The organism is Algibacter aquimarinus (assembly GCF_039543265.1).
Lineage (GTDB): Bacteria > Bacteroidota > Bacteroidia > Flavobacteriales > Flavobacteriaceae > Algibacter_B > Algibacter_B aquimarinus.
On the sequence record NZ_BAABJK010000002.1, the window covers coordinates 349,144 to 366,925 of the forward strand.

The following is a 17,782-nucleotide window of genomic DNA, read 5'->3' on the forward strand; positions in this document are numbered from 1 at the left end:
AAAAGTTCTAGATTAAAGACCTGTTAATTCAACTGTAAATTCCTCGAATTTAACATCTCTATTTCTAATTACTAAAGTATCTCTTACAGCATGAGTTTCGCTATTAACTGCATCTGTATATGTATAATCTAAATAAATAACATTACGTCGTTCTCCTCCCCATTCATCTCCATCTTCTACAAATCTACCTGAGCCAGAAACATTATATGGGTCGTCTCCTGAACTAACTACTGTACATGTATCATCGCTACTAAATAACAGTTCTATACTTACATCTCCAGGGCTATTAAGCTCCCCTCTTCGTACACGATTTATGTAGCTTACATTAGATCTCCCGGTTGTTGTTAAGTTAGTTAACTCATCTCGTTCAATAAATTCTGCTCTATACTCTGAAGTAGTTACCTCACCAGCACCATTCGTCATAACATCAGCTCCACGACGTAAGTAAATACCTTGATATTCATTCATAAATTTAATACCAAAAAGTGTATAATCTTTAGGTTGTGGATTCCAGTCATCAGGGTTTATTCTAATAGGATTATCAACAATAGGAACTCCAGTTAATAAAGAATCTAACTCCTCAAAATCTGTAATTCTTAAAGGAATCACGTAATGGGTTTCGTTTACACCTGCAAAAGAAAGTGGATCATCAAAAAAAGCATCTTCTAATTGAACAGGAATACGTCCACTTACAGAACCTGAAGGTATTGTAACAGGACTTTGTTGTTCTATAGTATAATATGAAGCCGGTAAGACTTGTACGTTTATAGAATCAATGCCTAACGCAATAGTGTCTATTAATTCTGGTGCCAATTCAAAAAACACTCTACGATCTGTCTTATTTTCAAAAACACCAGACATTACAACACCTATTTCAAAGCGACCATTATTGTCGTTGTCGTTGAAACCCAAATCGTAATCGCCTAATACTAAAGTTCTGGCTGGCGTTTGAAATGGAAAAAAGACTGAAGTTGAACCAAAATCCTCAACGATACTATCTTCATTTTCACAAGCCATAATGCTTAAAAGCATTGCAAAAACTATAACTATTTTTATTTTCATGTTAAATATTTTTTAATTCTTTTAAATTATACTTTTACCATCCTGCATTTTGTTCTATCTCAGGAAACTTCAAAACTTCATCATTAGGTATTGGCATATAAGTAGCAAATGATGGATAATTTCTATTTTCTACAGAAGGTAAGTCAATATAACTTGAACCATCAAAGAAAAGCCCTCCAATTGATTCGTTTAAAGATATGCCCCATCTTCTTAAATCCCAAAATCTGTGACCTTCAAAACTAAGTTCCAAACGTCTTTCATTTCTAATTAGTTCACGCATATCCTCTGTTGATGTAATAGATGCTAAGTAATTATCTGGTTGTTCAAGACCAGCTCTCTCACGAATTGCAGCAATTACATCTCTGGCACTCATACCATTAATCTGCTGATCTGGACCACCAACTTCATTGGCTGCTTCAGCAAAAATTAAAAATAATTCTGTATATCTAAAATAAACATCGTAATGTCTTTGCCCAACTGTTGAACCATCATCATTCAATCTCACATCAGGACGTAATAACTTTTTGAGATAATATCCTGTTTTTGTTGAAAATTCAGGAATAGAATCTAATCTATCTATTTTTCCACCAACACCAGTATTTATTATTCCTCCACCAAAAGTATCTCCATTAAGAACTACAAATTCAGCTAATCTAGGATCTCTATTAGCATATGGGTTTTGTGGATCAAAACCATTATCTACTGTTGCAGGAAATCCACTTTGCATAGGAAATGCATCAACAAAATTTTGAGAAGGGTTAATTTCTCCATTTCCATTAACAGATGGAGGAAACATACGACTCTCTATACCTGAACTTAGGCCTCCAATAGTACCTCTCCAAATCATTTCGTCATCATTATTTTCGTCATAGCTTTTATAATAATCAACACCATTAGAAGCTAAACCAGAAACACCTCCTATATCCATTAATAATTCACTTGCGTCTGTTGCTGCCATATTATAGTAACCTTGATCATTCAAAAATGATGGACTAGCTGCCATAAGTGCTAAACGAGCTTTTAATGCTTTTACTATTTTACCAGAAATTCGTAAATTATATAATGAACCATTAACTACATCGTATTTATTAAAATCAAAATTTGCATATAAAGGATCTACATCTCCCTCACTTAATCCATAATCTGTAGGTAACAAGGCTAATGCTGCATCAAAGTCTGCCATAATAGCTTGTACCGTAGCTTCGAAAGATAGACGAGGCGTGTTAAAATTACCATCAGACTCTATAAACTCTGTTATATAAGGTACTCCCAATAATTGTCCTGATGTACCTACACCTGCATGAGCTTGTAAAGCATAAAAATGATGTAAACCTCTTAAAGCAAGTGCTTCACCTTCCATACGGAGATAAAACATTTCGTTTGTTTCTTCGTCTGGAGACCAAACAATCTCACCAAGTTCTATAATCTCTAAAAATTTGTTTAACCACAAAACACTTTCGTAGTTATTCCATCGTGAAGCTGGGTTAAACTGTGCATTTAACTCACCAAGAGCCATACGCTTAAAACCGTTATTTAATTGGTTATTTACTGCATCATCTGTAGCAGCTTCAATGAAAGTAAACTGATCTACTGTACGTGAATAACCATTCAATAATATACCTTCTGCAGAAGCTGGATCGGTACTAATAAACTCAAAGTCCAATCTGTTTTCATCAATAGGCTCTAAGATTGTATCACAGCTAACTATGACCGTTAAGAACGACATAATCACTATATATTTTATTAAATTTTTCATTTTATATATCTAAATTTTTATTTTAATTAAAATGACATTCTTACACCAACGGTATAAGTTCTAACCTGAGGATTACCACCAATACTTAATTGACGAATATCTTTATTTTCTCCTACTTCAAAAAGGTTAGTACCTTGAAAATTCAAGCTAAAATCTTCAACTCCAATTTTATCACATAAAGCATCAGTAAACTCATAAGTTAACTGTGCACGGTTAATTATGAAAAAACTATTATCATACAACCAGAACGAAGATGTTCTGAAGTTATTTTGATTTTCCCCAGATGATAATCTTGGAAAAGTTGCTGTATTAGCTGTTTGTGGTGTCCAACGTCCTAGTACCACCTCTGAGTATTTATCAGTTCCATTTGGAGTGTAATAATTGTTAAAAGCACTACTCAATTTATTACCTTTTCCTCCTGTTTGTCCAGTACCTAATACAAATAAATTAAATCTTTTATATTTTAAATTAAGGTTAATCCCATAAGTCCATGGGCTAGCAGACTGTCCAATAGCAACCTGGTCATTTTGGTCTATAATATCATCACCATTTTGATCGGCATATCTAATATCACCTGGTTGTACTGCTCCGAAATTAGGAACTGGCAATCCACCATTCAAAACAAGTTCTCCATTAGTGTTGGTAAAATCTGATTCAGAATAAAAACCTAAGTCTTCAAGTCCAAAGATTGTAGACACCTCTAAACCTTGTCTGTTCTGATAATCAAACTCTCTAGTTTCAGATCGTTTTGATGCTTCTGTTTCGCTGTACAAAACGTTTGCACCGATACCAATCGAAAAGTCATTAAACGTTTTATTAAAATTCAACCCTAACTCAAAACCAGTGTATAAATTGGCATTAAAATTGTTAAATGGCCTAAACGTGTTATAGTATGAAGGATATTGATCGGCTAAAATCACCAAATCCTTATCAAGTTCAGTTCTAAAATAATTTGCTTCTACCCAAAGTGAATTCATTAAGTAACTTTCAAATCCTACATTAAAGTCTATACGTTCTTCATATCCTAAATTAGGATTAGCACCTTGCGAAATGTTTTGTCTTCTGTTAGAAAACACACCATCTGCCCAAGTAAAATTTGCACCCTCAGAATAATTTTCATCATATAAATAATAACCATTGATTCCTGCATCAGATTTAATAATACCACCAGAAGCTTTTAATTTCAAATAATTTACAAAATTACTATCTTTCAAAAATGACTCTTCACTAAGTATGTAACCTAATCCTACTGTTGGCGATAAACCTCCTCTGTTTCCCTCTGGTAATTTAAGAGAATGTGCATAGGCTCCAGAAAAATCAACAAATAATTTTTTCTTAAAATCATAAGTCATTTGAAACCCTAAATGAGAATCTCTATCTGTTTGAATGGCTCCAGCTCTTTTTTCTGAATTATAATACCCCAAAAACGTTGTATTAATAGAGTGGTTAGTAGCAAAAGTTTTTTCATAATTTACCAATGCGTACATACCTACTCGTGATACAAATCCATTTGAAGCAACATTTTCTGACAAATCTCTTTGATCTTGTCCAAAATCTTGTAAATCCGTTATTCTGCCATCTGTCCATGTAGGAGCATATACTCTAAACTGATTTGATATGGATGTAGTATAAGTATCGAAAAAATCAAAACTTAAATAAGTTTTTGCCGACAGACCTTCGGTTATTTTAGAAAGATCAAAATTTATTGAATTGTTAAACTGAGTTATACGAAATACTCTATTTTGAGAACCACCAGCTATAGATCGAGCCACTGGCGTATTAACACCAAGTTGTTGTGCGGTACCAAGTAAATTACCATTAAAAACGTTAGCTCCAGCTAATAAGGTTTCTAATGCTGGGTTATTTTCAACATCAATAGCACTTACTGGAAGAAAAGGTGAATAATCAAAAGGTAAAAATGTGGTAGCTGCATCTAATAGGTTAGCTCTAGAGCTTTTTGAGCTGTTTATAATAGCTACCCCATCAATACTACTGGTAATCCAGTCGTTTACCTTAAAGTCTATATTACCTCTAATATTAAAACGATTGGTTCCTGCATTTATATCCTCATTAATATTAATCCAATCTTCATTGTAGAGCCATCCTGCATTAACATAATATTGAGATTTGTCATTACCTCCAGAAAACTCAGAAATAACATTATGAGTATTTACAAACGGCTGAATAAAATCATACAAATCAACATCAGGAAATTCAATAGGGTTTAAACCACTCCTAGTATTTTGAATTTGTTCTTGAGAAAAACCTACCACAGATGGGTCAAAACCATCATTTGCGAAAGCTTCATTACGAAGTGTCATAAAAGAGGCAGCTCCCAAATAATTGGGTAAAGCCAAAGGTGTACTAAATCCAGAGCGTACATTAACATTAACCTCTTTTTTATTTATTTTACCACGTTTCGTATTTATAACAATCACACCGTTTCTACCTTGACTGCCATATAATGCCACAGCATTAGCATCTTTAAGTACGGTTATTTGGTCTACCTCTTCCATGTTTAAAAAATTAGGGTTACGTCCAAAAACACCATCAATTACAAAAAGCGCATTGCCTATACCTCTAATGTTTGATGATACTCCAATTCCGCTACTATTTGTAGCTCTAACGCCAACCGCTAAACCAGCTATATAATCTCTAACAAATTGAGTATTGTCATAAGTTAAGCGATCTTCTGTATTAATTGATGATACAGACCCTGTAATATCACGTCTATTAGTTGTTGCAACTCCCATTTTTATTTCGTCATCTTCTGAAGCTAAGAAATCTGACTTAACTAGAGTAATACCCCCAGCAATAGTAGACAAGCTAAGAATTTGAGATTCATACCCCTTCTTCTCTATAACTACAGCTTCGTCATTAGGTAAGGAAATGCTAAATAGACCATTGGTGTCTGTAGAAGCCCTAGAACCATCAGAACCATAAATGGTAACACCACTTAATGGGTTTCCTTGTTGATCGACTATGGTTGCAGACACCTCTGTACCTTCTGATTGAGCAGTCGCCATACCACAAAAGCAGAACATGGTGAAGCAAACAAGGGCGTACAACCTATATATTTTATTTATCTTCATTTTTTTTTCTTTAGTATTTAGTATTAGTTAAAACAAATTTGCTCAAGTTTTACCAACCTGGGTTTTGAGGGAAGCCTTCATAAAACTGTGTTTGATTAGCTTCAAATGGTAACCAATAGTGCTTAGGATACTCACACACTCTATCTACAAGTACAGCTTCTTCAAAGAATGTCCAATCTTGATCAAAATTCAATTTTGTCTTAATTCTGTATTTATCCTCATGAGCAACTCCCCAACGGCGTATATCAACCCATCTGTGACCTTCGTAAGATAAATCTACAGCTCTTTCACGTCTTACTTCATCCAAAAATTTATTATTATCTGCCACGATAGCAGGATGTACACTAGCTATACCAGCTCTATCTCTTAAAGTATTAATTGCCTGTTCAGCAGTTAAAGAAAAAGAACTAGGTGCTGAAGTCGCTCCACTAGATACATGAAGTGCTTCTGCATACATTAAATATACATCGGTTAACCTCATATGCAAACGTATTCCTGTAAACCTTCTAAGGATGTTATTGCCTCTTTGTGAATGATATTGACCATCAATCTCAGGATAAAATTTCTTAAACATGTATCCTGAAAAAGAATAATTATTCCTATCACGATGTGCACCTGAGTTTCCACTTGCATCAGTTGAATACAACTTCATCGTTCTATTTACAGCAGGTACACCTCCTCTTGTTGAAAGCGTATCACGATCTTTAAAAACCCATGCGTAAAAACGAGGATCACGATTATCGAATGGTCTATCAGGATTATACGTAGGTGTGCCATATACTCCACTTAAATCATCTTCAATAGATAGCCCATTGGCCATTCCAAAGTTATTATGGATATAATTGTGAGTGGCACTTGTACATTGAGTACCGGTAGCAGCAATAGGTCTTGGCATTCCAGTAGCCATAAAGCTAAGTGTAGAACCAACATGCGATCCTGCAGAACCAGCAAAAATTAACTCATTTGCCTCTGGAACTAGAGCCGGCCATGTATTTGTTCGGGTCTCCCACAATACTTTTTTGTAGTCTTCCATGTTTCTAGCTAAACTATATCTACCGGCTTGTTCTAATTTAAGCACTTCTGCGAAGGCATCAACAGCCATAGCAGCTAGTTCAGTATCGTAAGAATATGTATTAATCCCTGGTTGGTTGTTGAAAAACATTAACGGACTAGCTGCAAAAAGCAAGTTTTTACCTTGAAAGGCATAAGCCGCACCTTTTGTTACCCTACCAGCATTGTTTCCTAAGGTTCTTTGTCCATATGGTTCATTATCCCAATCTACAGGTAATAATTCGATGGCTTTTTTGTAATCCTCATTAATAGATAAAGCCGCCTCTTTGTAAGTTTCTGGTCTAGGTATTGTAATAGACCCTGTAAATACTTCTTGGATATGAGGAAAGCGTCCCCAAAACTTCATAACTTCATTATGAAAGAAAGCTCTAAAGAAGTAAGCTTGACCAAGTACAGCATTCTTTTCTGCTTGCGTTAAACCAACCATTAAATCTTCGTTTGCAATTACAACATTGGCTTTACGAATACCTCTCATACTAGCATTCCATACTTTTGGCCTACCTCTTCCTTGTTCTTCATTGGTGCTCCCTAACGAGCCATTATTTTGACCTGTTTGAAACCTATTGTTCTGGTGTAAATAACTTAAGCTATTACCAATCCAACGATTTAATTCACCACGATCTAGTTGAGTACTAAATTTAAAAGCTTGGGTATTGTAACCATCATCACCATATATATAATCTTGGAATGACCAACCATTTGTTCCGTAGTCAACCACCAAATTGTACATTTCTTCAACAAAACCTTGTGTAGTTTCAAAAGTACCGAATACAAGTTCTGTATCGATTTCTGCTTCTGGAGCAATGTCTAAATATTCTTCGCAGGCAAACGTAAATAGCAGCCCTAGAAATAAAACTATTTTTATTTTATAATTTTTCATAATTCTTTTTTTAAAAATCCAAATTAAACCCGAAGTTAAATCTAGCTAAAGTAGGATAATCTCCTCTAAAACTAGAATCGGCTGTTAGACTACCATTAAATTCTCTATCATCTGGTAAATCTGTCCACAAAAACAAGTTGTTACCATTAGCAAAAATACTTAATGATTTAACTCCTAATTTCTCACAAGTAGATTTAGGTACAGTATAATTTAAAGCTATACTTCTTAATCTAGTTAACGATCCATCCCAAAAGTTTCGTCTTGGATCACTTGCCCCTTGAGTAAAATTGAATAATGGCTGTGTTCTTACAGCTGTTGGATTATCTTTAGTCCAATAATTTAACTCATGTGTAAAAAATGTATCAATTTGATTATTAAACGTTCTACTGGTATAATTTCTGTTTGTATTCTGTGTACCATAAAACTGTGCTTGTAACCTCCATGATTTATATTTAGCACCTATTGTTGCCGTCCATGTTCTTTGTGGGCGTGTAGGAAAGCCAAATGGCACATTATCAAAAGCACCATTGTAAGTACCATCTCCATCATAATCAACTAAATTATAATATCCAGGACGTATATTTCCTTGACCATTAACTCTTGGTGTAGAGCTGTACAAATCATCTAAACTAGCAATTATATTACTAGGAATTGCAGATCTTGGTTGACCAATAGGGTAACCCGCAGCTTTTTGATAAAACGGACGTAATTCTGGATCTTCCCTATCGAGTACTACATCTTTAGCTCGAGTAAAAATAAAATTACCAAAAATATTTAAATCATTTGCAAAAGTATGATTAGCACCTATTACAATATCATACCCTCGAACCTCTACCTCACCTCTATTAAAGGCAGGAGGATTGGCACCAAACCAATCTGGAACAGCTCTTTGGGTACTTGGTATTAAAATATTGCTACGATCTTCTCCCCAAAAATCCAACTCTGCAGTTATAGAATTGTTAAACAAGCCTATATCTGCACCAATATTATATTTTAAAGCAGTTTCCCATTGTAGATTAGGATTACCTACATTGTCTTCACTATAAAACACATAACCTTCACGAACATTAGAAGCATTAGGATTAATAAAAGCTCCTCCTCCAATGTTCCAAGTTGCTAAATATTCAAATCTGTTTCCTCCACTATCATCACCAATCAAACCATAAGACCCTCTAATTTTAAGATTATTTACCCAATCAACATCACTCATAAAGGACTCGTTAGATACTGTCCAACCTGCTGCTAAAGCAGGAAAAAGATCAAAACGGAATCCAGGACCATATTTCTCAGATCCATTATAAGCACCACTAATATCTAAGAAATACCTCTTATCATAATCATAAGTAATTCTACCTACCCAGTCTTCACGGTATCTTAGAAAGCCATTACCTGTACCACTTTCATTACGTCTTAACAATGCTAATCCAGTAACCGAATGCTTTTCGGCAAACGTTTTACTATAATTAAGCGAAAAATCATATAATAAACGACGTCCTATTGTACCGTTTTGAATATTTGCAGATTCAAGTGTCCATGGAAATGGCACAAAACCAAAATCATTAACTCCATCAGGAGACTCAACTCGTTCTTCAAAAAACTCGTTAAATACACGATATCTAACATTTTCTTGACCATCTGCCCCCGGATCTAACAACCGTTGACGACTTACTGATCTATTATCTAAAGAAAAACGCCCTTGAAATGATAGGCCTTTAGTAATAAAATCTAACTTTTGTTTTAAAATAAAGTCAGTATTTATATTAAAAGTAGTATTAGTAGTATAACCTGTATTTGTTAAGGTAACAATAGGATTGGTATTCGCAAAAATATCATTATTGTCTCTACCAAAAAAGCCATCTGGAAAAACAGGGTTATATGCATTAGGCGCAAGCTCATAAATTGCATTTGTAACCAAGTTTAAGTTACCAGGTGTTTGTTGAATTCCTAAGAACCCTCCTAGGTTTACAGAAAATTGCGTAGTTTTTGTGATACTAAAATCAATATTACTACGAAAGTTAAATCTATCATAACTAAACTCACTTTCGTAACCTTTTCCATTGTCATAACTAGCACCATCAAAAACATCTGCAACTGTTTGATATGCTAAACTTCCAAAATACTTAGCGTTATTTCCTCCTCCACGAACAGATAAATTTATACGATAGTCTTGAGCCATATCTTTCAATAGCACATCACTCCAGTTTACGTTAGGATATATTAAACGCTCCTCCTCATTTGCAGGATTGCGAAATCTTTCAGCAATAGCCAGTGGACGAATTAGATTCCAAGAATCTTCATTTTGAGAAAGCTCTCGCATTATAGACGAATTTGCTTGCAGGATTGCATCATAAGCATCTAGCTTTTCAGGCAACTTAGAAACAAACTTAAAGGTTGTATTAGCCTGTAATGACAATTGTGCTTTACCCTTTTTTCCTCTTTTTGTGGTTAATAAGATAACACCATTTGCACCTTGTACACCAAAAACTGCCGTAGCAGAAGCATCTTTAAGCACAGATATATTTTCAATATCGTTAAAATCAATATTATCAATACCTCTAGGAACTCCATCAACAAGTATCAAAGGCTGTCCAGATCCATTCCATGATGCTTGACCACGAATAAATATTTGCATATCGTTTCTACCTGGAACACCACTACCCTGTATAGCAGTAACACCCGGCAAGTTACCTTGCAAAGCCTCTTCAACATTAGTAATACCCATGTTCAATTCCTGTAAATCCTCACCGGATATTTGAGAGATGGAACCTACTACACTTTCTTTCTTCTGAGTACCGTAACCAACAACGACTACTTCATCCAAACTTTCTAAATCTTCCTCCATGGTTAAATTGATAGTAGTTTGACCGTTTACTGGAATTTCTACCTCTTTAAAACCTATGTAAGAAAATACTAAAGTTTTTTCACCTGTAGTTAATTCAACAGAATATTTTCCATCAAAATCTGTTGACGCCCCACGAGTAGTTCCTTTTTGTATAACACTTACACCAGGCAAAGGAAGACCACTAGCATCTTTTACAACACCAGAAATCCTTTCCTGTGCTTGTAGATTAATACTAGAAAAACCAGAAAACACCAGCGCTAGTACTAACATCCAACCAAAGACAGGAAATTGTCTTTTAAATTTTTCTTTCATTTTGAGTTTTAGTTTTAACATTTAATTTAGTTATAATTAAGTAAAAAAATAGTCTCAAGTCATACACAAAATACATATTACTTGAGATTATTTTAACAATTTTACAAATAACATGATGTACTTGCATCCTGTCCTATCCTGTTAAAACTTATTTTTTTTAATATTTCTTTAACATAAGAATTAAAAAAAAGAAAAACAATCTTGTTAGTTAGATAATTAGATTTAAAAGTAAATAAATAGATGGTATTTTATAAACCTCCAAAATATAGGGCTATTTAGTTATTCATCCAGAGTAGAGGGTACCTAACAGGCATGTTCCTAATAATTTCAGGTTTATTAGGAATTTTTGGCAATTTTGCCCAAGTAGAAATATAATTTTGATTGTCAAGCTGTAGTCCTCCAAATAATAGAGCTGGATGTTTTGTTGGCCAATCATTCCAGTACATGACATCAGTTTTATATGGCCAATTATTTTTGTTAATAATATAAGGATACAAAAAGTTAATACCTAAACCTAAGCTTCTTCCTTTTTCTGATTCATAATTAAAAAAATTAAAACTATCATTAGTTAATAGTTGTGCTAAACTAGCCATAGCATCTAAATTAAAAAGAGAATATCCATAAGGTTTAGTTCTAGATAGCTCTTTAGGGAAGCTTCCATCTTCAGCCATTTGCTTTGGTAATAACACATTTTTGAAAAAAGTTTCGCAAAACTCAAGTTGCTCCTTATTATTAGTAAGTTTTGCAAAAGCTGCCACTTGCATAGCCCAACAAGTACTATGATTATTTCCGTTATCTCTTTCTTTTATACCGTAAGGGTGAGTTGTTAACCAATCTAAATATTCTGAAAACCAAGATTTAATATTTTCAATATTTTGTTGATCTATTAATTTTGAATCCTCAACCACTTTAACTGCTAAGGCCACTTCTATTAAATGGATTGTATCAATTATACCTATTCCTCTTCCAGTAACTCGCCCTTTTATAGCTTGTGCGTAAAGCAAGTTTGAATTCATTTTAGTTGTTTCGTCTACAAACCAAGCATTTAAATGTGGCATTAATTGATGGATATATTTTTCATCTTTAGAAATCAAATATGCTGAAGCTAATGCACCAGATATTTGACTTAATCTAATCATATCTCTTCTGTGTGCTACAAAATTATCAGGATTACTTAATCCGTCTTTTCTAATGTAAGCACTATCTGGATGTTTTGGATTAGGCCACCAATAATCTCCTTCAGAATAAAAATCATGCTTTGAACCAGCACTGCGAAGTGAAATATTTGCAGTTACTGTCACAGGTTGTAAATTCTCGTATTTATGAACCTCAGAAAAAATTCTTTCTCTTTCTAATAACTCTAATTGATCAAAATGAGTAACTGTGCTTGAACAACCAACTGTAAATATTACTATTATTAGAGAAAGATATCTAAAATTCATTTAACATTAAATTAATCAATCGTTAAATAAGTGCCTTTAAAATTTTGGTTAAGCACCATAACTTCTAAAGGTTGATTTTTAGAAAATCTTTTTACCTCTATTGATGCTTTACCGTTTGCCATTTCTATAGCTTCACTACCAGTTGGTGTTCCCAAGCTTTTCATAGTCTCTCCTCCAGATAAACACTGAAAGTAAACTCTATCTTCGTAGTCTAAACAGACTAAACCTTTACTATCTTTTGCCAAAGCCGTTATTAAATAATTACCATTTTCTAAAATCTTGTAATCTATATTTAAACCTTTGGCTTTTCCATTTTTAGTGAATCTGTAGTTTATAGTCAATTCATCTTTCACTTCTTTTCCATCTAATGTTTTACCTATTGAGATAAGCTTATTTTCGCCTTCTTGAAATTTTAAATTCCAGTTTAATCCAGCAGCAGGAAATTCTTTTGTATTTCGTTTTTTTGTGCCTAAACTTTTTCCATTAAGAATTAATTCAACCTCAGGGCAATTACTGTAAACACTAATATCTCTTGCCAAATCTTTGGGACCTTGACGCTCAGTCCAAGTATGAGATTCGATATAAGTAAAAGGATCTGTTTTATTCCAATAGCTTTTAAAAACATAAAAAGCATCTTTAGGTTTTCCTGTTCGATCTACTAATCCTTTTTGATTCATATAGGGAATAGCATTCTCTGGACGTAAAGGTGTTCCAAAATCTTTAAACGCCCATTGCACGTTACCAACAAATGTAGAATCGTTTTCTGAAATTCTTAAATGCCAATCGAATAAATCGACAATATAATTCTCGCTCCAATCTCCTATTTGAGCTATATTGGCAACATCTGTTTGCACTATCGCTTCCTCCCAGCCATCGGCTTGAATTTTGCCCTCGCCAGTAATTGGATTTTCGGTATGTCTGCCTACATGGCTTGAACCCCCATATTCAGCATGTAAAAAATGAGGATACTCTGCTTTATATTGGTCAATTGCTTTTTGGTAACTCTTATAACTTCCAGAATACCAACCAGACCATATTGATGGAGAAAATACATCTACTATATCTGCACCTTCATAATATTTTCTAATTGCTGTTTTTCGCGTAGGATCTAAATCGTGTGCATAATCATGTAATTCCTTTAAATAGGTATTCATATTATCGGTATTATCTCCGTCTTCAAAATCTGGCAACCAATACATTTCATTACCTAAAGACCAAATAATAACACTAGGGTGATTATAATTTTGCTCAATAATCTCTTTAAGCATTCCTTTTGTGTTTTTTTTCCAAGTATCGTTTCCTAAACCTCCACGACACCATGGTAACTCATCCCAAACAAGCAGTCCAAGTTCATCACATGCTTTATAAATTTCAGGATCTTGAGGGTAGTGAGCCAAACGAACAAAGTTTGTTCCCATATCCTTTATAAGTTCCATATCTGCTCTATGTTGCTTATTGCTCATAGCTGCTCCTACGCCAGCATGTTCTTCATGCCTATGTGTGCCTCTTAACAATAAACGTTTTCCGTTTAGATAAAAAGCGTTATAATCTTTAAACTCAAACCATCTGAAACCAACACGATCTGAAACTTCATCTTTTACAATATCACCTTCTAAGAGTTGAACTTTTAAGGTGTATAGATTTGGATTATCTGTATCCCAAAGTTTTATGTTCTTTATAGCTTTAAATTCAATTTCAGAAACATTATCAACTATGTTAAATACTGATGACTTAATTTCATTATCATCAACGTCCACTAAAGTTGCTTTTATTTTTAAATCAGTATTAGAATTACTAATATTAACTTTAGCAACTAAGTCTGAACTTTCATTGGAAACATTTGGAGTTGTAATTTTTAAATTTGATAAATGTTGTGTTGGGTAAGTTTCCAACCAAACGTCTCTTGTAATACCTCCAAAAATGAAGAAATCACTTTTCTGAGATGGAATTATTTCTGGGTCATAACCATTATCCACATATACTAATATTTCGTTAACACCATTAGATATGGCATTTGTAATATCTATATTAAAACCTATATAACCTCCAATATGCCCTCCAACACTTTTACCATTAACATAAACTTCACTTGTTATGTTAACACCTTCAAAATAGAGATGGTAAATTTGATTGGAAACAACAGAAATATCTAATTCTTTTTTATACCAGCTTCCTGTACGTCTGTACCCTGGAACCAAATCAGTAGCATCTAGGGCATTCCATGAATGTGGCAGGTCTATAGCTTTCCAATTGTTTTGATTTAAAACCTCATCAATATCTTTTGTGTTATTTTCTAAATATAACCAGTTACTATTTATATTAGTTTTTGTTCTTTGTATCGCTTCCCCAATATCAGATTTACAGGAAAAAACCATAATACAAATTGTAAAAAGAAATATAATTTTATTTGATTTAATTTTAAACATCATGTATAATATTAATTTTAAGATGTGAAATTATGTAAGTTGAAAATTAGATTTTTATATGAACTCAGATAGAATCTAAAATTCAAAGTATTTGAAATTCACCAAAGATAAATTAGAGTCAGGCAACTTATCGTCCTGTCCTGTCATCCTAAAGCTAATCTAGATTTTTAAGCCTTAACAAGGTTTCTAAAAAGTAATAATCGCCATATACAATAGGCTCATCCATTTCATCACGTTTAGACCAATCTCCAAAACTATGATCTAGAATAAAAGGTATCTCTAAATTTTCAGGTAAGATATAATGTGTTGATTTTAGGCTATTAACCACCTTTTTACTGTAATTTAGGTAGGCATCATTTTTTGTATACTTATAAAGTTCAACCAATCCTGAAGCTACAATTGCTCCAGCTGATACATCTCGCGAAATATTTGGAATATCTGGATGACTAAAATCCCAGTAAGGGATACCATCCTCTGGCAAGTTTTTATGATTAACAAAATAATTAGCGGTTGCTTCAGCTCCTTCTAAATACTTTTTGTCTTTTGTGTAACGATAAACCATCGTATACCCATTTATTGCCCAACCTTGTCCTCTAGCCCAAGCAGAATCATCATTAAAACCTTGGTGTGTTAGACGATTTCTAACTTGTCCTGAAATTGAATCGTAATCTAGTACATGCCATGTACTTCCATCTGGTCTAAAATGATTTTTTAAAGTTGTATTAGCATGTTTTACGGCTATTTTATGATAGATACTATCACCAGATATTTTAGTAGCTTCAAATAGCAATTCTAAATTCATCATGTTATCAATAATAACTGGAAATTGCCATCTGTCTTTACCAAAATCCCACGAACGAATACTACCTACATTTTCATTAAATCTTGTAATTAGGGTGTTAGCGCTTTTAACAATAATATCTTTGTAATTTTGATTGTCTTCAACATCTAATCCATTACCAAAACTACAAAACACTTTAAAACCCATGTCATGGGTTCTATGATTATACTTTTCCTTTTCTATGAAATTTGTCCATTCTTTGGCTCGCTGCTTAAAATTTTTATCACCTGTGAGTTTGTAAATTTGCCAAAGATTTCCAGCAAAGAAACCACTTGTCCAATCTTTAGAAGGGACTTTCTTAACTTCCTTTATTTCATGAGAGTAACTTCTTGGAAACGCTATTGAATCCAATTTATAACTAAGAAGTTTATCATATCTAGCTAGCAACAAATCATCAACATTATTTTCTTCAGCAACTGCTACATTATTTTTATCCTCAGATTTACATGATAGACATGTAAATCCAAGGATAATAAATAAAAAACTAACTCTAAACATTATTAAACTTAAACTAAACTTTAATTTAGTACCCAGGATTGTTCGGCATTAAGTTAGGATTTCTGGCTAACTCATCTGCAGGTAAAGGAAATAAGTAATCCTGATTTGGATCGAAATTTGGTTTTTCTCCTTCTAAACCAGAAGCACTAAATACTTCACTTCCTAGTCTTCTTCTTGCTATATCATACCATCTTTTGAATTCAAATGCTAATTCTAATCTACGCTCTTCTAAAACCATATCTCTAAAATCATCTTGTGATAATCCAGAAACATCTTCAGGGAAAAGACCAGAAGTAACACCATTACTATTTCTTGCTCTCTCTCTTACTCTATTAACATAACCTTCAGCTTCAGCTGAACCAGGAGAGGTTTCATTTAAAGCTTCAGCAGCAATTAATAATACTTCTGCATAACGCATCATCATGTAATTTGTCTCTGAACCCCTACCATTACCAGTAGCAAAATTACCAATAGCTCTAGTATATTTTGCAATGTGCGGTCTGTTGACCCCTCTACCTGCACCACTTTCTTTAAATACAGTGAAAGGCTGTGTAACACCATCAAAAACACCAGTAGTATCTAAACTAACTGCTTTTCTATAGTCGCGTCCATCCCATGTATTATAAACTTCAAGAGAAGGTACACCTACAGACCAACCACCTCCTAGACCATATTGCTCGTCATCTCTAAGGCCAGTCAATGCTGCTTGATAGTCTCTACCATCATCTCCATTACTAGCTCCAATAAAATCTAATGTAAATATAGGTTCTGATGAACTACCACTCTGATTAGCATCAAATAAGTTTTGAAAATCTGGTTCTAAACCTAATCCGTAAACACCCTCGTTATCAATAACACCCTTTGCTTCAGTATAAGCATTTGGATAATCTCCTAAAGTTAAATAAACTAAGGCTAGATATGAATGTGCAGCTGATTTAGCTGGTATAGATCTAGCAGCCTGAGTGTTTGGTAGCCAAGTTTTAGCAAACTCTAGATCTGCAATAATATTTGCATAAACTTCAGCTGCAGGAGTTTTACTAATTGAGCCAGAAGCGTCTACATCAGTAACTGGTTCACTTAAATAAGGAATATCACCAAACTGCCTTACCAAATGAAAATAAGCAAATGCTCTTGCAAAATACGCTTGTGCTGTAATAGGATTTTTAACACTTTCATCAACATCCACTAATTCAGCTCCAGCTATAGCTTGATTAGCTGCCGCAATCATTTGATAAACTCTAAGCCAATAACCATCAATCATACCATTATCATTCGGCACATTGAAAATATCATGTTCAATTCTTCTAGCTGAAGTGGTTGGGTCGCCAATGGCCACCATATCACCACGTAACATTAAGGTTAACGACATTTTTCTTCCCCAAAAATCTTCATGTGTCATGTGACCAAAGGCTGCATTAGCGGCTGTTTGAATATCATTTGGAGTATTGAAGAAACCTTGGGGTGATAGTAAACCTATCGGTTCTTCCTCAAGATCAGAGCATCCGACTATTGATAAACCTATCAATAAGAATAAAAATTTGTACGTTGTTTTCATAATAA

9 protein-coding genes are annotated in these 17,782 nt (G+C 33.8%); all 9 read right to left on the reverse strand.

Features of this window, described 5'->3' with window-relative positions:
• Positions 1-12: 12 nt before the first annotated feature.
• On the reverse strand, positions 13-1,062 hold the full coding sequence (locus tag ABD939_RS01290; RefSeq protein ID WP_345163586.1) for a DUF5627 domain-containing protein: 1,050 nt from the start codon (positions 1,060-1,062) through the stop codon (positions 13-15).
• Positions 1,063-1,096: 34 nt separating this feature from the next.
• Positions 1,097-2,818, reverse strand: coding sequence for a RagB/SusD family nutrient uptake outer membrane protein (locus ABD939_RS01295; protein WP_345163589.1), 1,722 nt, complete (start codon positions 2,816-2,818; stop codon positions 1,097-1,099).
• A gap of 26 nt (positions 2,819-2,844) precedes the next feature.
• A complete protein-coding gene (locus ABD939_RS01300; RefSeq protein ID WP_345163593.1) occupies positions 2,845-5,910 on the reverse strand; it encodes a SusC/RagA family TonB-linked outer membrane protein in 3,066 nt (1,021 codons plus the stop codon).
• A 49-nt stretch (positions 5,911-5,959) separates the two neighbouring features.
• Positions 5,960-7,861 (reverse strand): RagB/SusD family nutrient uptake outer membrane protein, encoded by a 1,902-nt coding sequence (locus ABD939_RS01305; RefSeq protein ID WP_345163596.1) that lies wholly within the window; start codon positions 7,859-7,861, stop codon positions 5,960-5,962.
• 10 nt (positions 7,862-7,871) lie between these two features.
• Positions 7,872-11,015, reverse strand: coding sequence for a SusC/RagA family TonB-linked outer membrane protein (locus ABD939_RS01310; RefSeq protein WP_345163600.1), 3,144 nt, complete (start codon positions 11,013-11,015; stop codon positions 7,872-7,874).
• 275 nt (positions 11,016-11,290) lie between these two features.
• Positions 11,291-12,457, reverse strand: coding sequence for an alginate lyase family protein (locus tag ABD939_RS01315; RefSeq protein WP_345163603.1), 1,167 nt, complete (start codon positions 12,455-12,457; stop codon positions 11,291-11,293).
• 11 nt (positions 12,458-12,468) lie between these two features.
• Complete coding sequence (locus tag ABD939_RS01320) at positions 12,469-14,832, reverse strand: glycoside hydrolase family 2 protein (protein WP_345163606.1); 2,364 nt, start codon at positions 14,830-14,832, stop codon at positions 12,469-12,471.
• 205 nt (positions 14,833-15,037) lie between these two features.
• Positions 15,038-16,222, reverse strand: a complete 1,185-nt coding sequence (locus ABD939_RS01325) for a glycoside hydrolase family 88 protein (RefSeq protein WP_345163609.1) — start codon at positions 16,220-16,222, stop codon at positions 15,038-15,040.
• Positions 16,223-16,247: 25 nt separating this feature from the next.
• A complete protein-coding gene (locus ABD939_RS01330; protein ID WP_345163612.1) occupies positions 16,248-17,777 on the reverse strand; it encodes a RagB/SusD family nutrient uptake outer membrane protein in 1,530 nt (509 codons plus the stop codon).
• Positions 17,778-17,782 lie beyond the last annotated feature (5 nt).

Bases quoted from the DNA above. Each gene is read 5' to 3' on its own strand.
- ABD939_RS01290 (WP_345163586.1), bottom strand. From the start codon at position 1,062: ATGAAAATAAAAATAGTTATAGTTTTTGCAATGCTTTTAAGCATTATG.
- ABD939_RS01295 (WP_345163589.1), bottom strand. From the start codon at position 2,818: ATGAAAAATTTAATAAAATATATAGTGATTATGTCGTTCTTAACGGTC.
- ABD939_RS01320 (WP_345163606.1), bottom strand. From the start codon at position 14,832: ATGGTTTTTTCCTGTAAATCTGATATTGGGGAAGCGATACAAAGAACA.
- ABD939_RS01330 (WP_345163612.1), bottom strand. From the start codon at position 17,777: ATGAAAACAACGTACAAATTTTTATTCTTATTGATAGGTTTATCAATA.
- ABD939_RS01325 (WP_345163609.1), bottom strand. From the start codon at position 16,222: ATGTTTAGAGTTAGTTTTTTATTTATTATCCTTGGATTTACATGTCTA.
- ABD939_RS01305 (WP_345163596.1), bottom strand. From the start codon at position 7,861: ATGAAAAATTATAAAATAAAAATAGTTTTATTTCTAGGGCTGCTATTT.
- ABD939_RS01300 (WP_345163593.1), bottom strand. From the start codon at position 5,910: ATGAAGATAAATAAAATATATAGGTTGTACGCCCTTGTTTGCTTCACC.
- ABD939_RS01315 (WP_345163603.1), bottom strand. From the start codon at position 12,457: ATGAATTTTAGATATCTTTCTCTAATAATAGTAATATTTACAGTTGGT.
- ABD939_RS01310 (WP_345163600.1), bottom strand. From the start codon at position 11,015: ATGAAAGAAAAATTTAAAAGACAATTTCCTGTCTTTGGTTGGATGTTA.